The sequence below is a fragment of the Nocardioides sp. S5 genome, from assembly GCF_017310035.1.
Lineage (GTDB): Bacteria > Actinomycetota > Actinomycetes > Propionibacteriales > Nocardioidaceae > Nocardioides.
Genome location: NZ_CP022296.1, coordinates 4,102,020 through 4,124,274, shown reverse-complemented (window position 1 = coordinate 4,124,274; position 22,255 = coordinate 4,102,020). Strand labels below are relative to the sequence as shown.

Annotated in this window: 20 protein-coding genes; 13 read left to right on the top strand and 7 right to left on the bottom strand. The window is 71.2% G+C overall.

The genetic code is table 11. The annotated features are described in order from the left end of the window. Positions 1-22 precede the first annotated feature (22 nt). Positions 23-421, bottom strand: a complete 399-nt coding sequence (locus CFI00_RS20410; protein ID WP_207082793.1) for a hypothetical protein — start codon at positions 419-421, stop codon at positions 23-25. 109 nt (positions 422-530) lie between these two features. On the opposite strand from CFI00_RS20410, the gene CFI00_RS20405 reads away from it, so the two are divergent. The 5 genes from CFI00_RS20405 (at position 531) to CFI00_RS20385 (ending at position 7,386) form a co-directional block, all read left to right on the top strand. Beyond that, a complete protein-coding gene (locus CFI00_RS20405; RefSeq protein WP_207082792.1) occupies positions 531-1,109 on the top strand; it encodes a TetR/AcrR family transcriptional regulator in 579 nt (192 codons plus the stop codon). Next, entirely contained in the window at positions 1,109-2,842 is a 1,734-nt protein-coding gene (locus tag CFI00_RS20400; protein WP_207082791.1) for an ABC transporter ATP-binding protein, read from the top strand. The genes CFI00_RS20405 and CFI00_RS20400 overlap by 1 nt, the downstream gene beginning before the upstream one ends. 149 nt (positions 2,843-2,991) lie before the next feature. After that, positions 2,992-4,914 (top strand): ABC transporter ATP-binding protein, encoded by a 1,923-nt coding sequence (locus CFI00_RS20395; RefSeq protein ID WP_207085645.1) that lies wholly within the window; start codon positions 2,992-2,994, stop codon positions 4,912-4,914. Positions 4,915-5,359: 445 nt separating this feature from the next. Continuing rightward, positions 5,360-6,946, top strand: coding sequence for an MDR family MFS transporter (locus tag CFI00_RS20390; RefSeq protein WP_347401887.1), 1,587 nt, complete (start codon positions 5,360-5,362; stop codon positions 6,944-6,946). Then, positions 6,943-7,386, top strand: a complete 444-nt coding sequence (locus CFI00_RS20385; RefSeq protein ID WP_207082790.1) for a MarR family transcriptional regulator — start codon at positions 6,943-6,945, stop codon at positions 7,384-7,386. The genes CFI00_RS20390 and CFI00_RS20385 overlap by 4 nt, the downstream gene beginning before the upstream one ends. A 15-nt stretch (positions 7,387-7,401) precedes the next feature. On the opposite strand, the gene CFI00_RS20380 is transcribed toward CFI00_RS20385, so the two are convergent. Together CFI00_RS20380 and CFI00_RS20375 are read right to left on the bottom strand one after the other, a co-directional pair. After that, positions 7,402-9,000: a glycoside hydrolase family 13 protein gene (locus CFI00_RS20380; RefSeq protein ID WP_207082789.1), complete on the bottom strand. Its 1,599-nt coding sequence runs from the start codon at positions 8,998-9,000 to the stop codon at positions 7,402-7,404. Between the two features lie 34 nt (positions 9,001-9,034). Then, the gene (locus CFI00_RS20375) at positions 9,035-9,820 is read right to left on the bottom strand and encodes a hypothetical protein (RefSeq protein WP_207082788.1); all 786 of its coding nucleotides are present in this window, start codon (positions 9,818-9,820) and stop codon (positions 9,035-9,037) included. A 63-nt stretch (positions 9,821-9,883) separates the two neighbouring features. Between CFI00_RS20375 and CFI00_RS20370 the strand changes: the two genes are divergently transcribed. Continuing rightward, complete coding sequence (locus CFI00_RS20370; protein WP_207082787.1) at positions 9,884-10,564, top strand: metal-dependent transcriptional regulator; 681 nt, start codon at positions 9,884-9,886, stop codon at positions 10,562-10,564. Here the strand turns inward: CFI00_RS20370 and CFI00_RS20365 are convergent. The 3 genes from CFI00_RS20365 to CFI00_RS20355 are packed head-to-tail and all read right to left on the bottom strand — an operon-like array spanning position 10,561 to position 13,595. Beyond that, positions 10,561-11,454, bottom strand: coding sequence for a Sir2 family NAD-dependent protein deacetylase (locus tag CFI00_RS20365; protein WP_207082786.1), 894 nt, complete (start codon positions 11,452-11,454; stop codon positions 10,561-10,563). The genes CFI00_RS20370 and CFI00_RS20365 overlap by 4 nt on opposite strands. Further along, the gene (locus CFI00_RS20360) at positions 11,451-11,720 is read right to left on the bottom strand and encodes a DUF2277 domain-containing protein (protein WP_207082785.1); all 270 of its coding nucleotides are present in this window, start codon (positions 11,718-11,720) and stop codon (positions 11,451-11,453) included. The genes CFI00_RS20365 and CFI00_RS20360 overlap by 4 nt, the downstream gene beginning before the upstream one ends. A 30-nt stretch (positions 11,721-11,750) precedes the next feature. Next, positions 11,751-13,595, bottom strand: a complete 1,845-nt coding sequence (locus tag CFI00_RS20355) for a beta-propeller domain-containing protein (protein ID WP_207082784.1) — start codon at positions 13,593-13,595, stop codon at positions 11,751-11,753. A 52-nt stretch (positions 13,596-13,647) separates the two neighbouring features. On the opposite strand from CFI00_RS20355, the gene CFI00_RS20350 reads away from it, so the two are divergent. Next, positions 13,648-14,820: a saccharopine dehydrogenase NADP-binding domain-containing protein gene (locus CFI00_RS20350; RefSeq protein WP_207082783.1), complete on the top strand. Its 1,173-nt coding sequence runs from the start codon at positions 13,648-13,650 to the stop codon at positions 14,818-14,820. A 19-nt stretch (positions 14,821-14,839) separates the two neighbouring features. Here CFI00_RS20350 and CFI00_RS20345 read toward each other — a convergent pair whose 3' ends face one another. Further along, positions 14,840-15,730: an SMP-30/gluconolactonase/LRE family protein gene (locus CFI00_RS20345; protein WP_207082782.1), complete on the bottom strand. Its 891-nt coding sequence runs from the start codon at positions 15,728-15,730 to the stop codon at positions 14,840-14,842. A 176-nt stretch (positions 15,731-15,906) separates the two neighbouring features. On the opposite strand from CFI00_RS20345, the gene CFI00_RS20340 reads away from it, so the two are divergent. Genes CFI00_RS20340 through CFI00_RS20315 form a run of 6 tightly spaced genes read left to right on the top strand, consistent with a single transcriptional unit; the run spans position 15,907 to position 22,224 of the window. After that, positions 15,907-17,190, top strand: coding sequence for an extracellular solute-binding protein (locus tag CFI00_RS20340; protein WP_207082781.1), 1,284 nt, complete (start codon positions 15,907-15,909; stop codon positions 17,188-17,190). Positions 17,191-17,198: 8 nt separating this feature from the next. Continuing rightward, complete coding sequence (locus CFI00_RS20335) at positions 17,199-18,197, top strand: sugar ABC transporter permease (protein WP_242532531.1); 999 nt, start codon at positions 17,199-17,201, stop codon at positions 18,195-18,197. After that, on the top strand, positions 18,194-19,024 hold the full coding sequence (locus CFI00_RS20330) for a carbohydrate ABC transporter permease (protein WP_242532530.1): 831 nt from the start codon (positions 18,194-18,196) through the stop codon (positions 19,022-19,024). The genes CFI00_RS20335 and CFI00_RS20330 overlap by 4 nt, the downstream gene beginning before the upstream one ends. Continuing rightward, positions 19,021-20,463 (top strand): GH1 family beta-glucosidase, encoded by a 1,443-nt coding sequence (locus CFI00_RS20325; protein WP_207082779.1) that lies wholly within the window; start codon positions 19,021-19,023, stop codon positions 20,461-20,463. The genes CFI00_RS20330 and CFI00_RS20325 overlap by 4 nt, the downstream gene beginning before the upstream one ends. Positions 20,464-20,468: 5 nt before the next feature. Continuing rightward, a complete protein-coding gene (locus CFI00_RS20320; protein ID WP_242532529.1) occupies positions 20,469-21,485 on the top strand; it encodes a LacI family DNA-binding transcriptional regulator in 1,017 nt (338 codons plus the stop codon). Then, positions 21,472-22,224: an SDR family oxidoreductase gene (locus CFI00_RS20315; protein ID WP_207082778.1), complete on the top strand. Its 753-nt coding sequence runs from the start codon at positions 21,472-21,474 to the stop codon at positions 22,222-22,224. Before CFI00_RS20320 ends, CFI00_RS20315 begins: the two co-directional genes overlap by 14 nt. Positions 22,225-22,255 lie beyond the last annotated feature (31 nt).

Genomic DNA, 22,255 nt, shown 5'->3' with positions numbered 1-22,255 from the left:
CGCACCCCACATCGGACGGCCGTCAGACGGCGGTCCTGATCTGCTCGGCGAGCTTCTGCGCTGCCTTCTTGTTCTTCTTGCCGTCGAGCAGTGCCTTGGGGCGCCCAGGCATGTTCTGCATGAAGACCGAGACGTGCGAGCCCTGTGACGTCGGGGTGATCTCGATCCCGGTGGCGAGCTCCCAGCTGAGCATCGTCTTCTTGGTGATGACGGCCAGCTCGAGCTGGTCCTCGCTCGCCCCGACCACGGTGTGGCCCTGGTCGGTGACGAGCTTCTGGATCGCGGTGCTCACCGCCGCCGGCGCACCCGGCACGTCGATCTCCGCGCCGGCGCTGGTGTCAAGGAAGTCGAAGGACGGCGCCATGGCGGCGCTGTACTTGTCGACGAAGGCGGAGTTCAGGATCTTGTCGATGGCAGTCATGCCCCGACGGATACCCATCGGTGCGCGTCCCAACCCTCGTCCTCGGTCCGCGGTGAAGTGACCGATGGCGCCCATTGTGAGTGAGTGCTCACTCATCTAGCCTCTGGGGGTGACTCCCCGCGCCAGGCCGATGACTCCTGACGACCGGCGCGAGGCGCTGGTCGAGGCCACCCTCCCGCTGCTGCTCGCGCACGGACGCGCGGTGACGACCAAGCAGATCGCCGATGCCGCCGGGGTCGCCGAGGGCACGATCTTCCGGGTCTTCGACTCCAAGGACGACCTCGTCATGGCAGCGGTCGAGAAGGCCCTCGACATGAAGCCCTTCCTCGCCGACCTGGCGTCGGTCGACGTCGAGCAGCCGTTCCGTGAGCGGCTCACCGCGCTCTGCGCGCTGCTCCAGGAGCGCTTCCGCGACATCTTCGCGCTGATGACCGCGATGGGGATGGTCGGCCCGCCGAAGGACCACCGGCACGTGGAGGAGGGTCGTCGCCGGGCCGAGAAGGTCATGGTCGCGGTCGTCGATCCCGACGCGGACCGCCTCACCTGCACGTCGGCGCAGCTGGTGCACATGTTGCGGATGCTGACCTTCTCCGCTACCCACCCCCACATCAGCGACGGGCACCTGCTCACCCCCGACCAGATCGTCGGCACCCTGCTCGACGGCGTGCTGAGGACGAAGGACGCCTGATGCTGCTGCGCCTGGTCCGCACCTACCTCCGGCCGTACGCCGCACCGCTGGGGGCCGTCGTGGCGCTCCAGTTCGTCGGCACGATGGCCGCGCTCTACCTGCCGAGCCTCAACGCCGACATCATCGACCGCGGTGTCGTCACCGGTGACACCGCCTACATCGTGAGCCACGGCGGGCTGATGCTCGCGGTGTCGCTCGTGCAGGTCGTCTGCTCGATCGCCGCGGTGTGGTTCTCCGCCCGCAACGCGATGGGCTTCGGCCGCGACCTGCGTGCCGCGATCTTCCGCCGGGTCGGGTCCTTCTCCGCGCGCGAGGTGCAGCACTTCGGTGCCCCGTCGCTCATCACCCGCGAGACCAACGACGTGCAGCAGGTGCAGATGCTCGTCCTCATGGGCGGCACCCTGATGGTCGCGGCGCCGATCATGATGGTGGGCGGCATCATCATGGCCGCCCGCGAGGACATCGGCCTGTCGTGGCTGGTGCTGGCGGTGGTGCCGGTGCTCGGGGTCTCGATCGGCCTGATCGTGCGGCAGATGGTGCCGAGCTTCCGGCTCATGCAGGAGCGCATCGACGAGGTGAACCGGCTGCTGCGCGAGCAGATCACCGGCGTACGCGTGGTGCGGGCGTTCGTGCGCGAGGAGCACGAGACCGCCCGGTTCGCCGACGCCAACGCCGAGCTGACCGACGTGGCGGTCCGTGCCGGCCGGTGGCAGGCGGCGATGTTCCCGACGGTCATGATCGTGGCCAACCTCGCGACCGTCGGCGTGCTGTGGTTCGGCGGCCACCGGGTCGAGGACGGACAGATGCAGGTCGGCGCCCTGACGGCCTACATCTCCTACCTGATGCAGATCGTCATGTCGGTGATGATGGCGATGTTCATGCTGATGATGGTGCCGCGCGCTGCCGTCTGTGCCGAGCGCATCACCGAGGTGCTCGACACCGAGTCGTCGGTCGTGCCGCCCGTCGACCCCGTCACCGACCTGCCCGACAGGCTGGCCCTCGAGCTCGACGCGGTGACCTTCGCCTACCCCGGCGCGGACGAGCCGGTGCTGCGCGGAGTGTCGCTGCGCGCCTCGCCCGGCGAGACCGTGGCGATCGTCGGCTCGACCGGTGCAGGGAAGTCGACCCTCGTGAACCTCGTCCCGCGCCTGTTCGACGCGACCGGGGGAGCGGTGCGCCTCGGCGGCGTCGACGTACGCCACCTGGAGATGGAGACGCTCTGGTCACGGCTGGGGCTGGTGCCCCAGAAGGCCTTCCTCTTCCGCGGGACCATCGCGGACAACCTGCGCTACGGCAAGCCCGACGCCACCGAGGACGAGATGTGGGAGGCCCTCGAGATCGCCCAGGCCCGCGAGTTCGTCGAGGCGATGCCCGAGCGGCTCGACGCCGAGGTGGCCCAGGGCGGGTCGAGCCTCAGCGGCGGCCAGCGCCAGCGGATGGCGATCGCCCGCGCGGTGATCCGCCGGCCCGACATCTACCTCTTCGACGACTCCTTCTCCGCCCTCGACCTCACCACCGACGCCCGGCTGCGGGCCGCGCTGCGACCGGTGACCCGTGACGCGACGGTCGTGATCGTGGCGCAGCGGGTCGCGACCATCCGGCACGCCGACCGGATCGTGGTGATGGAGGACGGCGCCGTCGTCGGCACCGGCACCCACGACGAGCTCCTCGAGACGTGCGCGACCTACCGCGAGATCGTCGAGTCGCAGCTCACGGCCGAGGAGGTCGCGTGAATCTCACCCCACGACGTTCTTCTCCTCCGCTTCGCTCCTCCGAACAACGCCGCGGGGACCCCGAGACCGTGGAGGAGCCTGTCCTTCACGGCCAGATGAAGGAGACCGAGCGGGTCCAGGCCGGACCCGGCGGTCCCGGCCGCGGTCCGATGGGCGGGGGGATGATCGGGCAGAAGGCCGACACGTTCTGGCCCTCGCTGAAGCGGCTGCTCGCCCGGCTGCACCCGGAGCGCCGCAAGGCGTACGCCGTGCTCGTGCTGACGGTCGTCAGCGTCGTCGCCACGGCCGTCGGGCCGTGGATCCTGGGCCGCGCCACCGACCTGATCTTCGCCGGACTGCTCGGCAGGGACGTGCTGAGCGGTGACACCACCCAGGAGCAGGCGGTCGAGGCGCTGCGGGAGCAGGGCGAGGACGACCGGGCCGACATGCTCGCGTCGATGACGCTCACCGACGGCGTCGACTTCTCGGCCGTGGCCGACGTGCTGCTGCTCGTCGTCGCGGTCTACGTCGCCGCCTCCCTGCTGGCCTGGCTGGGCGGCTACCTCCTCAACGACGTCGTGCAGGGCACCGTGCTGCGGATGCGCTCGGAGGTCGAGGACAAGGTCCACCGGCTGCCGCTGGGCTACTTCGACAAGCAGCCGCGCGGTGAGCTGCTGAGCCGCGTCACCAACGACATCGACAACATCAGCCAGACGCTGCAGCAGACGCTGAGCCAGATGCTCACCTCGCTGCTCACCGTGGTCGCGGTGCTCGGGATGATGTTCTGGATCTCGCCGCTGCTGGCGACGGTCGCGCTGGTGTCGGTGCCGATCTCGATGTGGGTCACCGGTGCGGTGATGAAGCGCTCGCAGGGAATGTTCATCCAGCAGTGGCGCCGCACGGGCACGCTCAACGCGCACATCGAGGAGACCTTCTCCGGCCACGCGATCGTCAAGGTCTTCGGGCGCCAGGGCGAGGCCGAGCGGGTCTTCGCGGAGCAGAACGACGAGCTCTACCAGGCCTCCTACGGCGCCCAGTTCGTCAGCGGGCTGATCATGCCGATCATGATGTTCGTCGGGAACCTCAACTACGTCGTCATCGCGGTCCTCGGCGGGCTGCGCGTCGCGAGCGGCACCATGTCGCTCGGCGACGTGCAGGCCTTCATCCAGTACTCCCGCCAGTTCACCCAGCCGCTGACGCAGGTCGCCTCCATGCTCAACCTGCTGCAGTCCGGCGTCGCATCGGCCGAGCGGGTCTTCGAGCTGCTCGACGCACCCGAGGAGTCCGTCGAGGAGCAGGGTCGTCCGGCGCTCGCCGCCGACGCGCACGGCGAGGTCCGCTTCGAGGACGTGTCGTTCTCCTACGACCCCCACCGGCCGCTCATCGAGGGCCTGTCGCTCGTGGCCCGGCCCGGCAGCACCGTCGCGATCGTCGGTCCCACCGGCGCCGGCAAGACGACCATGGTCAACCTGGTCATGCGCTTCTACGACCCGCAGTCGGGGCGGATCCTCATCGACGGCGTGGACATCGCATCGGTGCCGCGGGGGGTCCTCCGAGGGAGGATCGGCATGGTGCTGCAGGACACCTGGCTCTTCGCCGGCACCATCCGCGACAACATCGCCTACGGCCGCCCCGACGCCAGCGAGGAGCAGGTCCTCGAGGCCGCGCGCGCGACCTTCGTCGACCGCTTCGTGCACTCGCTGCCCGACGGCTACGACACGGTCATCGACGAGGACGGCTCCAACCTGTCGGCCGGTGAGCGCCAGCTGGTCACCATCGCGCGGGCCTTCCTCTCCGACCCGGCGCTGCTGATCCTCGACGAGGCCACCTCCTCGGTCGACACCCGCACCGAGCTGCTGCTGCAGCACGCGATGGCGGCGCTGCGCTCGGACCGTACGTCCTTCGTGATCGCGCACCGGCTCTCCACGATCCGCGACGCCGACCTGATCCTGGTGATGGAGGCCGGCTCGATCGTCGAGCAGGGCTCGCACGAGGAGCTGCTCGCGGCCGGCGGAGCCTACGCCCGCCTCTACCGCTCGCAGTTCGAGGCACCGGCCGAGGAGTCGGTGCAGGACCCCGGCTTAACCCGTTGAGCGACCCCGCGCGCCGACGTACGCTCGAGTCACACAGAAGGGAGGTGGTCCGAGGAATGAGTTCTTTTCGGATGAGTGAGGTGGCTGCCCGCTAAGGCAGCCCGGTCCGCCGACAGCTGCCGGCGAATCCACTGCAGCCACCCGACCCGCAGGCTCCCGGTGTCATCCGCCGGGGCTCCTCACGGAGCAGCAGGCCTGCGGGTCGCTGCACTTCCGGGGGCCCCTCGCCCGCCGTTGCGATCCCCGGGTACCCGGGGAATCTCGAGCCTCCACCCCGAAGCTTCGCGGGTGAGGCTCCAGCTTCGATATGGAGGCTTGCGTCCGCAGCGGTACGACGACGGTGTGGCCCACGTCTCGGCCCGCCCGGGTTGGCGACGTACGCCTCCGCGCATACGGTTGTGGTCAACAACTATTGCGATCGGCAACCACGAATCGAAGGCGTGCAGTGACCCAGGCTCCCACCGTCCCCGCCGAGCAGAGCGGGGAGATGACGCACCGGCAGGTGCTCGAGGCCCTGAGCGGGCTCCTCCTCGCGATGTTCGTCGCGATGCTCTCCAGCACGATCGTCAGCAACGCGCTGCCGACCATCGTCGACGACCTGCAGGGCAGCCAGACCGGCTACACCTGGGTGGTCGTGGCGACCATGCTCGCGATGACCGCCACGACGCCGATCTGGGGCAAGTTCGCCGACCTGTTCGACAAGAAGCTGCTGGTGCAGTCGGCGCTGGTGATCTTCTCGATCGGCTCGCTGATCGCCGGCTTCGCGCCGTCGATGGAGGTGCTGATCGGTGCCCGCGTGGTGCAGGGCCTCGGCGTCGGCGGCCTCACCGCGCTCGTGCAGGTCGTCATCGCAACGATGGTCTCGCCGCGCGAGCGTGGTCGCTACAGCGGCTACATCGGTGCGGTCTTCGCCCTTGCCACGGTCTCCGGCCCGCTAGTCGGTGGCGTCTTGGTCGACACCGTCGGCTGGCGCTGGTGCTTCTTCGCCGGCCTACCGGTCGCGGCGCTCGCCTTCGTCGTGCTGCAGAAGACGCTGCGCCTCCCGGTGGTCAAGCGCGAGGTGTCCATCGACTACCTGGGCGCCTTCCTGCTGGTCGGCGGCGTCTCGGTCCTGCTCGTCTGGGTCTCCCTCGGCGGCCAGAACTTCGACTGGGTGTCGTGGACCAGCGGAGTCCTGGTGGTCGGCTCCGTCGCCGTCATCGCCGCGGCCATCCACGTCGAGGCCAACGTCGCCAAGGACCCGGTCATCCCGCTGCGGCTCTTCCAGGACCGTACGCTCACGCTGGCCACGATCGCGTCGGTGCTGATCGGCCTCGCCATGTTCGGCTCGACGGTCTACCTCAGCCTCTACTTCCAGCGCGCCAAGGACATGAGCCCGACCGGAGCCGGCTTGATGTCGATCTGCATGGTCGGCGGGCTGCTGGTCTCGAGCATCCTCAGCGGACGCATCATCACCGCCACCGGCCTGTGGAAGCGCTGGCTGGTCGGCGGCATGGTCGCCGTGATCGCCGGCATCGGCCTGCTCGCCACCATCGACGCCGGCACCCCGCTGTGGCAGACGGGCGTCTACATGGCCGTCCTCGGCCTCGGCCTGGGCGCCACCATGCAGAACCTCGTCCTCGCGGTGCAGAACACCATCGCGCTCTCCGACATGGGCGCCGGCTCCTCGGTCGTCGCGTTCTTCCGCTCCCTCGGCGGCTCGGTCGGCATCGCCGCGCTCGGCGCGGTCCTCGCCCACCAGGTGGCCGACGCGGTGGAGGCCGGCCTCGCCGCGCTCGTCGCCGACCGCCCCGAGCTCGCCTCGCAGGTCGGCCACGACACCGGCGGCATCCCCGACGTGTCGGACCTGCCCGCGCCGGTCCAAGCGATCTTCGAGAGCGCCTTCGGCGACGCGACCGGACACATCTTCCTCGTCGCGCTGCCCTTCGCGGTCGGCGCGCTGTTCGCGGTGCTCTTCATCCGCGAAGTCCCCCTGCGCACCTCGGTGAAGCGCGAGGATGAGCTCGTGGCCGACGCATCGCTCGACGCATGAGCACCCGCAACGACGACCTCCGCAGCATCGAGGCCGAGGTCGGCACGCTGATCCGCCGCGTGAAGCGGGTGATGGGGGAGCGCGCCCGTGAGGTGCACCCCGAGCTCCACCCGATGACCTACTTCATGCTCACCCACCTCGCGACCCACGGGCCGCTGCGGGGCGCGGACCTCGCCGACGCCTTCGGCATGGACAAGGGCGGCGTCAGCCGCCAGGTGCAGTCGCTGGTCGACCTCGGGCTCGTCGAGCGCAAGCCGGCGCCCGAGGACCGCCGGGCGATCCTGCTCGACGCCACCGACGACGGCCGCGAGCGGCTCGACGCGATGAGCCGGAGCCGCCGCGACCGCTTCGACGGGCGCCTGGCCGAGTGGACCGACGAGGAGCTGTCGTCCTTCGCGGCCCAGCTCTCGGCGTACAACCAGTCCCTGTCCGACGACTGACGCGGGCCCGGGCGGTCAGCGCAACCAGGCAGCCGTGTCCGGCGGCAGCTTGTCGTCGACCGGACCGCTGGCCAGCAGCACCTCGCCCTCGGGGAGCTCGACTGCGGTGTCGCCACAGTTGAGCACCACCGTCAGCGGGCCGCGGCGGAACGCCAGCACCTCGGCGCCGAGGTCGACCAGCTCGACGTCGTCGCCGGCCGTCCAGGCGAACTCGCGGCGCGCCCGGAGCGCGTCGCGGTAGAACGCCAGAGTCGAGTCGGGGTCGGAGGCCTGGGCCTCGACGGTGAGCTCCGCCCACTCCGCCGGCTGCGGGATCCACGGCTGCGCGGAGCCCGGGCCGAAGGCGTACGGCGCCTCGGTGCCGCCCCACGGGATCGGCACCCGGCAGCCGTCGCGACCGACCTCGCCGGTGCGCAGGTAGGACGGGTCCTGCCGGTGCTCGGGGGCGACGTCGACCTGCTCGAGGCCGAGCTCCTCGCCCTGGTAGAGGTAGCTGGAGCCGGGCAGCGCGAGCATCGTCATCGTGGCCGCGCGACCGCGGGCCAGCCCCTGCTCGCCACCGCCGTAGCGGGTGACGTGGCGTACGACGTCGTGGTTGCTGAGCACCCACGTCGGCGAGGCGCCGACCGGCTCGACCGCCGCGAGCGTGCTGGTGATGACCTCGGCGAAGCCCTCCGCCGACCAGTCCGCCAGCAGCCACGCGAAGTTGAAGGCCTGGTCGAGCTCGTCAGGGCGCACGAAGGCCGCCATGGACTCCGGCGTCTGGGTCCAGGCCTCGGCGACGGCCATCCGGTCCGGGCCGGCCTCGTCGAGCACCCGGTGCCAGGCGCGGTAGACGTCGTGGACCTCGGGCTGGTCCCACATCGGCTCGTCCTTGAGCTCGCGCGAGACCATCGAGTGGTCGGTGTTGACCTGGCCGGAGCTCGCCCTGCCGCCCTCGCCGACGACCTGGTCGCGCAGGCTGGCCTCCTTGAAGAGGCCGTGGGCGACGTCCACGCGGAAGCCGTCGACACCGCGGTCGAGCCAGAACCGCAGCACGTCCTCGAACATCGCGGGGACCTCGGGGTTGCGCCAGTCGAGGTCGGGCTGGGTGGAGTCGAAGAGGTGGAGGTACCACTGGCCGTCGTCGACCTGGGTCCATGCCGGGCCGCCGAAGACGGACTGCCAGTTGTTGGGCGGGCCGTCGGGACTGTCGCGGAACATGTAGCGGGCGCGCCCCGGGCTGCCGGGCCCGGCGGCGAGTGCCGCCCGGAACCACTCGTGCTCGTCTGAGGTGTGGTTGGGCACGAGGTCGACCACGACCCGCAGGCCGAGCTCGTGGGCGCGCGCGATCAGGGCGTCGGCGTCGGAGAGCTGGCCGAACAGCGGGTCGACGTCGCGGTAGTCGGCGACGTCGTAGCCGTGGTCGTGCTGCGGGGAGGTGTAGAACGGCGTGATCCAGAGGGCGTCCACGCCCAGCTCGGCCAGGTGCGGCAGGCGCGAGGTGATGCCGGGCAGGTCGCCGACGCCATCGCCGTCGCTGTCGGCGAAGCTGCGCACGTAGACCTGGTAGATGACGGCGTGACGCCACCAGTCATCGCGCCCGGCGGGGATTGGATCGTTCAAAGCGGCCATGCGCACCATCCTCTCAGCACGGGGGGAGGGCCGGTCAAGCCGGCGTGCGGCCGCCGAACATCGCCGGGTCGACCGCGATCCACGTGTGCTCGGCGCTCGCCACCACCCGGCCGTCGGCGTCGTACAGGGTCGCGGCGGTGAAGGTCTTGCGACCGTCCTGCCCCCGTCCCTCGCCGACCACCACGTGCGCCTCGCCGATCACCGGCAGCGCGTCGACCCGTGCGGTCATCCGCCCGAGCACCATCAGCCGCTCGGTGAGGTCGCCGGCCCAGCCGCCGATGCAGTCGAGCGCGGCCCACGTGGCGGCGACCGAGGCGCGCGGCACCTCGTCGGCGTACGCGTGCCAATCCTCGTGGAGGCTCGGGTGCGGGGTCCACGTCGCGGCGGTCAGGTCGCCGTCGGGGCCCGCTCCGACGCGGCCGGGGAAGATCCGCAGGCCGTCGCCCTCCTCGCGGGCGGTGCCGCACACGAAACAGGTGGGGAAAGGGTGGAAGGCCAGCCCGGGGTACGTCGACTCCGCGGCCGCGGCGACGTCCGGCGCGACCGGCCCGACCTCGGTGAGCGCGCGGTCCACGCGGCTCGCCGTGGCGACCGGGGCTCCGTCGACCGACGCGGTGGTCACGGCACCCTCGACCGCGACGTGCAGCGGGGTGTCGAGGGGCGGCGGGCGCCGCAGGGACACCTCGATCACCGGCCAGGGCCCGGCGTGGTCGTCGGGTGCGTCGGTGTCGTCCAGCGCGGCCAGTGCGCCGGCGGTCCAGCCACCGTTGCCGGAGTCGGGCGGGCCGCAGAAGCGTCGCGGCACGATCAGTTCGCTCACCGGCCTCACTGTGCCACGACCGGGTGGGACGTGGGAGTTGCCGGATGGGACACAATGACCTGCGTGAGTGACCTGATCGACACCACCGAGATGTACCTCCGCACGATCTACGAGCTCGTGGAGGAGGACATCGTGCCGCTGCGCGCGCGCATCGCCGAGCGGCTGCACCAGTCCGGGCCGACGGTGTCGCAGACGGTGGCGCGGATGGAGCGCGACGGCCTGCTCACCGTGCAGGGCGACCGCCACCTCGAGCTCACCGAGGAGGGTCAGCTCCTCGCGACCCGCGTGATGCGCAAGCACCGGCTCGCCGAGCGCCTGCTCACCGACGTCATCGGCCTCGACTGGGAGCTGGTGCACGCCGAGGCGTGCCGCTGGGAGCACGTGATGTCGGAGACCGTCGAGCGGCGCCTGCTCGAGCTGCTCGACCACCCGACCGAGTCGCCCTACGGCAACCCGATCCCCGGCCTCGACGAGCTGGGCGACGTCAGCGGCGAGCACTTCATGGACAACGTCGAGCCGCTCTCGGCCGCCGCGCTGCCGGAGGACCAGATGGTCCACGTCAAGCGGATCTCCGAGGAGATGCAGAAGGACGAGGAGCTGATGGGGCTGCTGCGCCGCGTCGGCGCCCTGCCCGGCAAGACCGTCACCATCGCCCGCACCGAGGAGGGCATCCTCATCGGGTCAGGCGGCGAGACCGCCGAGCTGGTGGTCGAGGCGGCCGAGCACATCTTCGTGCGCCGCTAGGGTCTGGCCGAGGTTTCGGGATCCCCGGTCGGCCGGGGATCCCCCAGGTTGTCGGCCTCTGCAAGGCCTGACAACCTCTGGGAGCGCCTGACAAGCTCGGTCAGGAACTCGCTGCACCCCACCTCGAGCTTGTACGTCGCCAGCTCGTCGCCGCGGGTCAGTCCGCGGTTGACGATCACGATCGGCGTACCCCCGGCAGCCGCGCGCTTGACGAACCGCAGGCCGCTCATCACCGTCAGGGACGAGCCCGCGACCAGGAGCGCCCCGTCGGTGCCGAGCGACTCGACGGCGGCGTAGCAGCGGGCCACCCGCTCGGCCGGGACGTTCTCGCCGAAGAACACCACGTGCGGCTTGAGCGGGCCGCCGCACGCGCACGCCGGCACCACGAAGTCGTCGGTGTCGTCGAGGTCGACGTCGCCGTCGGGGCGCGACTCGACCCAGCCGTGCCGCTCGAGCCAGCCGGGGTTGAGCTCGTCGAGGCGCTGCGCCATCTCTGCGCGCGACGACGTCGTACGGCAGTCGAGGCACACGACGTCGGCGACGCGGCCGTGCAGCGCCACCACCTGTCGGGTGCCGGCGGCCTCGTGCAGGCCGTCGACGTTCTGGGTGATGAGGAGTGAAGGATCGAGAGCAGCGACCGCGAGGTGGCCGTCGTTGGGCAGCGCGCGTCCCATCCGCTGCCAGCCGAGGTGGCTGCGCGCCCAGTAGCGCTGCCGCGCCTCGGGCGCGGCCACGAACTCCTGGTAGGTCATCGGTGCCCGCGCCGTCGAGCCGGGACCGCGGTAGTCGGGGATGCCTGAGTCGGTGGACAGTCCGGCGCCGGTGAGCACGACCAGCGGTCGGGTCGCGAGCAGGTCGAGCGCGGACTGCTCGGTGGCCACCAGGCTCACGCGCCGTACCTCACCCGGGCCCGGGCGCGGGCCTTCTCGGCCTCGGCCTCGCGGTTCTTCGGCGGCGCGGTGGTGACCAGGTCGTCGAGCAGGTGCTCGGTGATGTGCGCGATCTCCTTCACCGCGGCGTAGAACGCCTCCTCGTTGGCCTGCGACGGCTTCGTCGTGCCGGCCACCTTGCGGACGTACTGCAGCGCGGCGGCGGTGACCTCGTCGCGCGTGGCGGGCGGCTCGAAGTTGTTGAGGGGGCGGATGTTGCGGCACATGCGACCGAGCGTACGTCGCCGACTGCGGTCTCAGACCTCGAAGAAGCTCACGTCCTCGCCCGTCACCAGCACCACCCGGCCCGACTCCAGCGGCACCAGGCGTACGTCGGCCACGTCGCTGCCGTGCTCGACCTCGACCATCCGGTTGCTCATCGACCCGCCGTCGAGCGACAGCACCGAGACCCAGCCGGTGGTGCCGGTCCAGCCCTGCGAGACGACGGTCAGCGCGATGCGCTGCTCGGGCAGCCAGGTGAACTGGCGCGGGTCGAGGCCGGCACCGGCCTGGCTCTGCTTCGGGTAGCGGACCACGTCGAGCTGGCGCGGCGCGGTCAGGTCGGTGACGTCGAAGAGCGCCGCCTGCGCGCCGCGGGTCACGCCGTCGAGCGAGGCGTCCTGCCCGACGCCGATGAGCCGCTGCTCGCCGAGCGGGTGGAGGTACTCGCTGAAGCCGGGGATCTTCAGCTCGCCGAGCAGCCGCGGTGCGGTCGGGTCGCTGAGGTCGATGGCGTAGAGCGGGTCGGTCTGGCGGAAGGTCACCACGATCGCGAGGTCGTCGAACCACCGCACCGACTTGATCTCCTCGTCGATGCCGAGGCCGTCGACGCGGCCCTCCTCGACGAGGTCTGAGCCGTCCTCGCGCAGCGTGATGACGGAGCTGAAGTTGCCGGTCTCGCTGCTCGCGCCGACCGCGACCCGCAGCGACCCGCCCACGGCGTCCATCGACCAGCGGTCCGCGATGGTGCCCTCGACCTCTCCGGAGGCGACGTACGTCGTGTCCGCCCCGTCGAGCGCGAAGGCGTAGATCGGCGTGGTGCCGTCGGACCCCGGACCCGGGCGGCAGTCGAAGCAGTCGCCCCAGCCCCACGCCGGCGAGCCGGCGGCGAGGTAGAAGCGGTCGGTGGAGAAGTAGGAGGTGTCGGAGTCCGTGGCGACCGCCGTCGACGCGCGGTCGGTCGGGGAGGCGGGGTCGAGGGCGATGACGGTCGTGGTGCCGAGCGGCACGTCGTCGTCGGGGACCGCGACGTCCTCGCAGGCGACGACGGGCTCGCCGTCGACCGTCGGCAGCCAGTCGGCGAGCGTCGTGTCGCGGACCAGCGCCCGGTTGCGCAGCCGTGCGCGGATCTGGCCGAAGGTGCCGTCGGGGGAGGAGAAGTCGAGCTCGGGCAGGCCGTTGACCAGCACGACGCGCACCACGTCGCCGTGCAGCCGGACCGCGGACACCCGGCCGCGGACCGTGGTGGCGTCGACGACCGAGGGGGAGGTCGGATCGGCGAGATCCACCGTGGTGATCGTCGTCTCGAAGCCGTCGGGCGAGGAGCCCAGCACGACGGCGCGGCCGTCGACCAGGAGGAGCTCCCCGCCGGGGCCTCCGGGCCAGTCGGTGCCGCGCGCGTCGTCCAGCGCGGTGGTGGACAGCAGGGTCGGCTCGTCGCCGGAGACGTCGTAGGCCAGCAGCTCCCCGTCGCGCAGGCGCAGGAGCAGGGACCCGGCGACCTTCACGACGTCGGACTCGTCGACGCCGACCTCCTGGACGTTGGTGCCCGACTCGTTGCTCGTGCTGCGCGACGTGCTCACGCCGGCCGCCCGCTCGATGCCCGCGGACTCGCTGCCTGTGCTCGCGTCGGACCCGCCGAGGGAGTCGAAGGCGATGATGCCGGACCCCCAGCCGTAGGGGCCGACCTGCTCGAGAGCGCGCTCGACGTAGGAGTCGAGCAGCTCCTCGCAGCTCCCGGCCGCGGTCAGGTCGGCGTTGGCGAGCGCGATCGGCGGGGCGGTGGTGGGCGCGGGGGCGTCGCCGACGACGTAGCCCACGCCGGCCGCGACGCCGAGGCAGGTGACGGCGGCGATGCTGGTGGTGATCCGGCGCAGGCTCATGGTCGTGGGACGGGCCCGCGGGGGCCACGGTTCCGCGTGGCACGATGGCGCGATGAGCGACCGCCACCTCGACCGGCCCTTCGACATCGTGCTCTTCGGGGCCACCGGCTTCACCGGCGGGCTCACCGCCGACTACCTCGCCGCGCACGCCCCGGCCGGACTGCGCTGGGCGATCGCCGGGCGCAACGCCGAGAAGCTCGAGGCCGTACGCCAGCGGCTCAGCGGGCCGGGGGCGGCAGACGTGCAGGTGCTGGTCGCCGACTCGAACGACCCCGCCGCGCTGGCCGACGTCGCCCGCCGGGCCCGCGTCGTCGCGACCACCATCGGCCCCTACCTCCAGCACGGCGGTCCGCTCGTCGCGGCGTGCGCCGAGGCCGGCACCGACTACCTCGACCTCACCGGCGAGCCCGAGTTCGTCGACCAGTCCTTCCTCGCCCACCACCAGACCGCGGTGCGCACCGGCGCCCGGCTGGTGCACGCGTGCGGCTTCGACTCGATCCCGCACGACCTCGGTGCCTACTACACCGTGCAGCAGCTGCCGTCCGACCAGCCGATCACGCTGCGCGGCGTGGTCCGCTCGGCGGGCACCTTCTCCGGCGGCACCTTCCACTCCGCGCTCGACCAGTTCGCCCGGGCCGCCCAGATGAAGAAGACGTACGCCGCCCGCCGCCGCGCCGAGGTCCGTCCCGAGGGCCGGTCGTCACGGTCGGTCAGCGGCAAGCCGCACCGCGACCCGGTGCTCGGCTACTGGCTGCTCCCGCTGCCGACCATCGACCCGATCGTCGTCGCGCGCAGCGGCGCCGCGCTGGCGGCGTACGGTCCGAAGTTCCGCTACTCCCACTGGGCCGGCACGAAGACGCTGCGCTACGCCGCCGGCGGCGCGGCCGGCGTCGGGCTGCTCACGGTGGCCGCGCAGCTGAAGCCGGTGCGCGACTTCCTCAAGGGCAAGGTGCCGCAGGGCTCCGGCCCCGACGCCTCGAAGCGCGAGAAGTCGTGGTTCACCGTCGACTTCGTCGGCGAGGCCGGTGGGCAGACCGTCCGCACCCGCGTCTCCGGCGGCGACCCGGGCTACACCGAGACGGCCAAGATGCTGTCCGAGGCGGCGCTGTGCCTGGCCCTCGACGACAATCCCGAGACCTCGGGCCAGGTGACGCCGGCACAGGCGATGGGCGACGCACTGCTCGCGCGGCTGCAGGCGGCCGGGATCCGGTTCGAGACCGTCTGACGCGCGCTGCGACGTCTGCTCACGCGCCGTACGTCGCGACCGGCGCTCCCTCCACGTCCACGTCGACGCAGAAGACCGCACCGGCCGTGGGGTCCTCGGAGTCGCCGAGGCCCTGTCGGGACGTCGTGATGTAGAGGTGGGTGTCGCCCGGGCCGCCGAAGGCGCAGGACGACACCTGGGCCGCGCCCACCTCGACCACGGCCGTGAGGTGGCCGTCTAGGGAGTAGCGGTGCACGGCGGAGCCGCCCCACATCGCGACCCAGAGACCCTCGTGAGCATCCAGCGCCATCCCGTCGGGGTGTCCACCGGACACCCGCGCCACCGGACTCCGGTGCGCCAGCCTGCCTGTTTCGCCGTCGTGCTCCAGCACGTCGACCGTGCCCCGCGGCGTGTCCACGTGGAAGGCCCGGGTCCCGTCCTCGGACCAGACGAGCCCGTTGGGGATCGTCAGGTCCGTCATCGCCGGGGAGACCGTGCGGTCCGGGTCCAGGCGCCAGAGGGTTCCCTGACCGGGGAGGGCGTCCACGCTCATCGACCCGCAGTAGAACCGGCCCTGCCGGTCGCACCCGCCGTCGTTCATCCGGCGACCCGGCCCGAAGAGCGAGGGCGAGGTCCACTCGACCGCGCCCGCACGGTCGAGCAGGACGAACCGGTCGTCCGTCGCGACCACCACGCCTCCCGCGTCGCGGGGACGCCAGGCGCCGACGACGGCACCCACGTCGAGGCGTGAGGCGAGGCGGTCGCCGTCGAGGGTGAGCAGGTCGCCCTCGAAGACGTCGACGAGGCGGAGCCGGGACATGTCGGGGTCCCAGCAGATGCCTTCCCCGTGGTGCGTGACGACGTCGGTCAGCTGCTGGGCTCGGATGGCTTTCCTCCGGGACTGGGATGGACGGGTGGGGCCCGCGGGCATGGAGCGATGGTAGGCGGAGACGTGGATTAATGGAACCGTTTGCACCGCATTCTGGGCGCGGTGGCGATCGAATTCACGGACACCGCTTGACGTATCCTGTGACGCCGGTCATAGTTCCGGGACAGAAGCGGTGGAATCGATTCCACCATCGGTTCGATCGCGAGGAGCACCAGACCATGCGCCACTCCACCACTCGACGAAAGGCCGCCGTCGGTGCCGCCCTGGCACTCGTGGCCGGCACGACCGCCGCCTGCGGCGGCGACTCCGAGGCCAGCCAGGCCTCGCTCGGCAAGGACGACGTCCTCACCATCACCACGTTCAGCGACTTCGGCTACGACGCGCTGATCGAGGAGTGGAACGCCGACCCCGACCGGCCCTTCTCGGTCGAGATGACCAAGATCGCCGACTGGGACCCGTGGAAGCAGACGCTGACCCAGAAGCTGCAGGCCGGTGACGGCCTCACCGACATCGTCGCCGTCGAGGGCGACGCGATGCCGCAGTTCCTCTCCGAGGGCGCCTCCGACCAGTTCGCCGACATCTCGGACCCCTCGCTCGACGACCGCTGGGTCGAGTACGCCTACCAGGCCGGACAGACCGCGGACGGCAAGCAGGTCGGCTATCCGACCGACGCCGGCCCGGAGGCCTTCTGCTACCGCGCCGACCTGTTCGAGAAGGCCGGGCTGCCCTCGGACCGCGAGGAGGTCGAGGCGATCTTCGAGACGTGGGACTCCTACTTCGCCGCCGGCGAGGAGCTCACTGCAGCGCTGCCCGAGACCAAGTGGTACGACTCCAGCGGCTCGATCGCCCAGGCGATGTTGAACCAGGCCGAGTTCCCGTTCCAGACGGCCGACAACACGATCGACGTGGAGAACGCCGAGCTCGAGCTGGTCTGGGACACCGTCACCGGCTACTCCACGACGCTCTCGCCGCGGGTCGTGCAGTGGAAGGAGGACTGGACCGCCAACTTCACCAACGACGGCTTCGCCACGATGCCGTGCCCGGGCTGGATGTTCTCCAACATCAAGTCCAACGCGCCCGAGGTGAAGGGTTGGGACATCGCCAACGCGTTCCCGGGCGGCGGCGGCAACTGGGGAGGCTCCTACCTCGCCGTGCCTGCCATGTCGGAGCACCAGGAGGAGGCCCAGGAGTTCGCCAGCTGGCTCACCGACGCCGACCAGGAGCTCGCGGCCTTCGAGGCCGCCGGCAACTACCCCGCCAACGTCGAGGCGCAGGAGAGCCTCGCCGCCGAGAACGCCACCGACCCCTACTTCAACGACGCTCCGACCGCGGTGATCCTCGCCGACCGCGCCGCCGCGGTGGAGCCGGGCCGTCCCTACAAGGGCGACATGTACTCCGACATCCTCGGCCTCTTCCAGACCGCGATCCAGCGCGTCGACGAGGGCGCCTCGCCGGACGAGTCCTGGGAGACCTTCACCCAGGCCGTCGACGGCCTGTCCTGACCATGTCCGTGACCCGCACCGACGCCCCCGCCGGGGAGGTCCTCGAGACCTCCCCGGCGACGGGCTCGCCGGTCCCACCTCCCGGGCTGACGTGGCGGCAGAAGCTCTCCCACTGGGACTTCCGCTTCTCGCCCTACCTCTACGTCGTGCCGTTCTTCGCGCTCTTCCTCGTCATCGGCGTCTACCCGATGGTCTACTCGGGCTACCTCTCCTTCTTCTCCTGGCCCCGCTACGGGCTGACCCACGGCGAGGGCGTCGGGTTCGCCAACTACGGCCACGTGCTGGCCGACCCGGTGTTCCACAAGGCCTTCTGGAACACCATCGGCATCTTCGTGCTCTCCGCGGTGCCGCAGGTGGTCGTCGCCACGGTCGTGGCCGCCATGCTCGACACCCCGTTGCGCGGGCGCACCTGGTGGCGGATGAGCGTGCTGCTCCCGTTCGTCGTCGCGCCGGCCGCGGCCGCGCTCATCTTCGGCAGCATCTTCGCCGACAAGACCGGCCTGGCCAACGAGGTGCTGCGCGCCGTCGGACTGTCGGGCGTGGCCTGGCACTCCGACCGGTTCGCCAGCTGGACGGCCATCGCGACGATGGTCAACTACCGCTGGACCGGCTACAACACCCTGATCATCCTCGCCGCGCTCCAGGCGATCCCGCGCCAGCTCTACGAGGCAGCGGCGATCGACGGCGCCGGTCGCGTGCAGCAGTTCTTCCACGTCACCCTGCCGTCGATCCGGCCGACGATGCTCTTCGTCATCATCACCGCCACCATCGGGGGGATGCAGATCTTCACCGAGCCGCGGCTCTTCGACACCAACCTGCAGTTCCAGGGCGGGGCGAACTACCAGTACCAGACGCTGACGATGTACGTCTTCAACACCTCCAACAGCGGCACGGATCCCTACCCGCGCGCGGCTGCGGCGACCTGGATCATCGTCCTCATCATCATCGGCATCGCGCTGCTCAACTACGCCATCACCCGTCAGGTGCAGAGGAGGGGGGAGCGGTGAGCCGACGTCCCGGGTTCCTCGTCTACGGCCTGCTGTCGGCCTTCGTGCTGGGCTCGACGTTCCCGCTCTACTGGTCCTTCGTCATCGGCTCGGTGACCAAGGAGCGCGCGATCCAGAGCCCGTTGCCGCTCTACCCCGGCGGCTACTTCCTCGACAACGCCCGTCGCGTCTTCGACCAGATCGACTTCTGGTCGGCGCTCGCGAACTCGGTGCTGATCTCGGGGATCTCGGCGGCGTCCGTCGTGTTCTTCTCCACGCTCGCGGGCTACTCCTTCGCCAAGCTCCGGTTCCGCGGGAGCAACCTGGCCATGGCGTTCGTCGTCGCCACGATGGCGGTGCCCACCCAGCTGGCGTTCGTGCCCCTGCTCAAGACCTTCAGCAACCTCGAGCTCACGGGGACCCGCACCGCCGTGGTCCTGCCCTTCCTCGTCACGGCGTTCGGGGTCTTCTTCATGCGCCAGTACCTCCTCGACGCGATCCCCGACGAGCTCATCGAGGCGGCCCGCGTCGACGGCTGCTCGCAGCTGCGCACGTTCTGGACGGTCGCGGTGCCCGCTGCGCGACCGGCCATGGCGATCCTCGCGCTGTTCACCTTCATGCAGACCTGGACCGAGTTCATGTGGCCGCTGCTGATCCTGCAGGGCTCCGACGTCCAGACCCTCCAGACCGCGCTCGACCAGCTCAAGATCGCGCCAGCGGGCGGCATCGCCGACATCGCGCTGCTGCAGGCCGGCACCCTGCTCGCGACGATCCCGCTGCTACTTCTGTTCATCGCGACCGGCCGCCAGCTCGTGGCCGGCATCATGCAAGGAGCCGTCAAGGGATGACGACCATCCGATCCTTTCCGTCCGACTTCCTCTGGGGGGCCGCTGCGGCGAGCTACCAGATCGAGGGTGCGGTGACGGTTGACGGGCGTGCGCCGTCCATCTGGGACACCTTCTCGCGGGTGCCCGGCGCGATCCTCGGTGGCGACACCGGCGACGTCGCGTGCGAGCACTACGACCGGATGCCGCAGGACGTCGCCATGATGAAGGAGCTCGGCCTCGGCTCGTACCGCTTCTCCGTCGCCTGGCCGCGCGTGTGCCCTGACGGTGGGCCGGTGAACGCCGCCGGGCTGGACTTCTACAGCAGGCTCACCGACGAGCTGCTCGAGGCCGGCATCACGCCGTGGCTGACCCTCTACCACTGGGACCTCCCACAAGCGCTGGAGGACGAGGGCGGCTGGACCAACCGCGACACCGCCCACCGGTTCCTCGACTACGCGATGGCCGTGCACGACGTGCTCGGCGACCGTGTCGACAGCTGGACGACCCACAACGAGCCGTGGTGCTCGGCGTTCATGGGCTACACCAGCGGGGGCCACGCCCCCGGACGCAGCGAGGGCGTCGCCGGGGTCGTCGCTGCTCATCACCTGCTCCTCGGCCACGGACTGTTCGTCGACGAGTTCCGTCGTCGCGGTGGCACCCCCGAGAACGGGAAGGCCGTGGGCATCACGCTCAACCCGACCGTGGCCGACCCCTTCGACCCGACCCGCGAGGACGACGTCGAGGCGGCGCGGCGGCTCGACGGCTTCCACAACCGGGTTTTCCTCGACCCGCTGTTCCTCGGGAAGTACGCCGACGACCTGTCCCGCGACACCGTGGGCATGCTCTTCGAGGGCAAGCGCTGGGAGGACTTCGTCCTCGACGGCGACCTCGAGCTGATCAGTGCGCCGACCGACTTCCTCGGCGTGAACTTCTACCACCCCGACCTCCCCGCGGCGCTGCCGTACGACGCCGAGCCGGGCGAGCTCCTCGGGAGCCGGATCCAGCACTCAACGCGCCCGCGCGAGTCGCCGTACCCCGGGGGTGGCTTCGTGTTCCCGCGGACCGGCCGGCCGACCACCGACCGCGACTGGGAGATCGACGCGGACGCACTGACGCGCCTGCTCGTCCGGCTCAGGGACGCCTACGGCGCGCCGCCGATCTACATCACCGAGAACGGCGCGATGGCCGACGACGTGGTGGAGGACGGCGCGATCCACGACACCGGCCGCCAGCAGTTCATCGAGCAGCACCTGCACGCGGTGCGGGACGCGATGGACGCCGGCGTCGACGTGCGCGGCTACTTCGTGTGGTCGCTGATGGACAACTTCGAGTGGAGCTACGGCTACGCCCACCGCTTCGGCATCGTCCACGTCGACTACGACACCCAGGTGCGCACGCCCAAGGACAGCGCGCGGTGGTTTGCGGAGGTGGCCGTGGCGAACGGCCTGCCAGTAGCGTGACCCAGGTGGTGGTGAACGGGCACGCGTCCACGCTGGACGAGGTGGCCAGGCTGGCAGGGGTCAGCAAGGCGACGGCGTCGCGTGCGCTCAACGGCAGGTCCAAGGTGAGCGCCAAGGCGCAGGCCGCGGTCGTCGACGCCGCACGAGAGCTCGGCTACACGCCGAACGGTGCCGCCCGCTCCCTCGTCATGCAGCGGACCGGCTCCGTCGCGGTGATCCTGCCCGAGTCGGACGAGCGCGTCTTCTCCGACCCGTTCTTCGCGCGGATGCTGCACGCCGTGGCCCGTTCGCTGCGCGAGCGCGACCTGCAGCTCGTGCTCCTGCTCGCCCAGCCGGGCGACGAGGACCGCATGCTGCTCTACCTGCGCGGGCGCTACGTCGACGGCGCCATCGTCGCCTCGCACCACCGCGACGACCGCCTCGCCGAGCACCTCTCCGACCTCGGGCTGCCGTGCGTGTTCATCGGCGCCCCGTGGATCGGCGCCGAGCGGGTCCCCGTCGTCGACAGCGACAACGCCGGTGCCGCGGCCCAGGCCGTGAGGGTCCTGGTCGAGAGCGGTCGGCGCAGGATCGCCACGATCGCCGGACCGCGCGACATGCGCGCCGGTCACGACCGGCTCGTGGGCTGGCGCCAGGAGCTGGAGGCGGCGGGGCTGGACAGCAGCCTGGTCGCCCACGGCGACTTCACCGAGCACAGCGGGACCAGGGCCTGCGCCGAGCTGCTCGACGCCGACGGCGACATCGACGGGATCTTCGCCGCGTCCGACCTGATGGCACTCGGTGCGATGCGCGAGCTCGGGGCTCGCGGCATCCGGGTCCCCGACGACGTCGCGATCGTCGGCTACGACGACCTCGGCGTCGCCGAGCGCACCGAGCCGCCCCTCACCACGCTGCGCAACCCGATCGGCCAGATGGTCACCGAGGCGGTCCGGCTCCTGGTCGAGGCGATCGACCAGGGCGGACGTGGCGCCCCGCGTCGCGTCGTCTTCGTGCCGGAGCTGGTGCGTCGTGACACCGTCTGAGCCGGGTGCCGCCGCGGGGGTCGCGGTCGTCACCGGCGCGTCGCGCGGGCTCGGCGCGGCCATCGCCGTCCGGCTCGCGGCCGCCGGTCGGCCCGTCGCGGTCAACTACCTGCGCGGCCGCGATGGTGCCGAGGCCGTCGTCGAGCGGATCAGGAGTGCCGGCGGCGTCGCCGAGGCGTTCGGGGCCGACGTCGTCGACGAGGACGGGGTCGCCGACCTCTTCGCCCAGGTCTCCACGACTCTCGGCCCGGTGACCGCGGTCGTCGCCAACGCCACCGGTCCCCAGCCGGAGGTCGGCGTGGACGAGCTGTCCTGGCGCGCGCACCTCGACCAGCTGGAGTTCTTCGTCAAGAGCCCCACCCTGCTCGTGCAGGCCGCGCTGCCGACCATGCGGTCGGCCGGCGGCGGGCGGGTCGTCCTGATCGGCTCCGACATGGCGGACCGGGCCACGCCCGGCATGTCGGCGTACGTCGCTGCCAAGAACGCCCAGGTCGGGCTCACCCGGGTGTGGGCGAAGGAGCTGGGGCCTGAGGGCGTCACCGTCAACCTCGTCCAGCCCGGGTGGATCCCGGTCGAGCGCCACGCCGGCATCAGCACGGACTCCTACGTCGCCGACGTGCCGCTGCGGCGGATGGGCACGCCCGACGACGTCGCCGCGACGGTGGCCCACCTGGCCTCCGACGCGGGCGGCTTCATCACCGGGCAGCGCATCTCGGTCAACGGCGGCCACACGATCTAGTCCGGACCGTCGTCAACCGGCGCAGGACCCG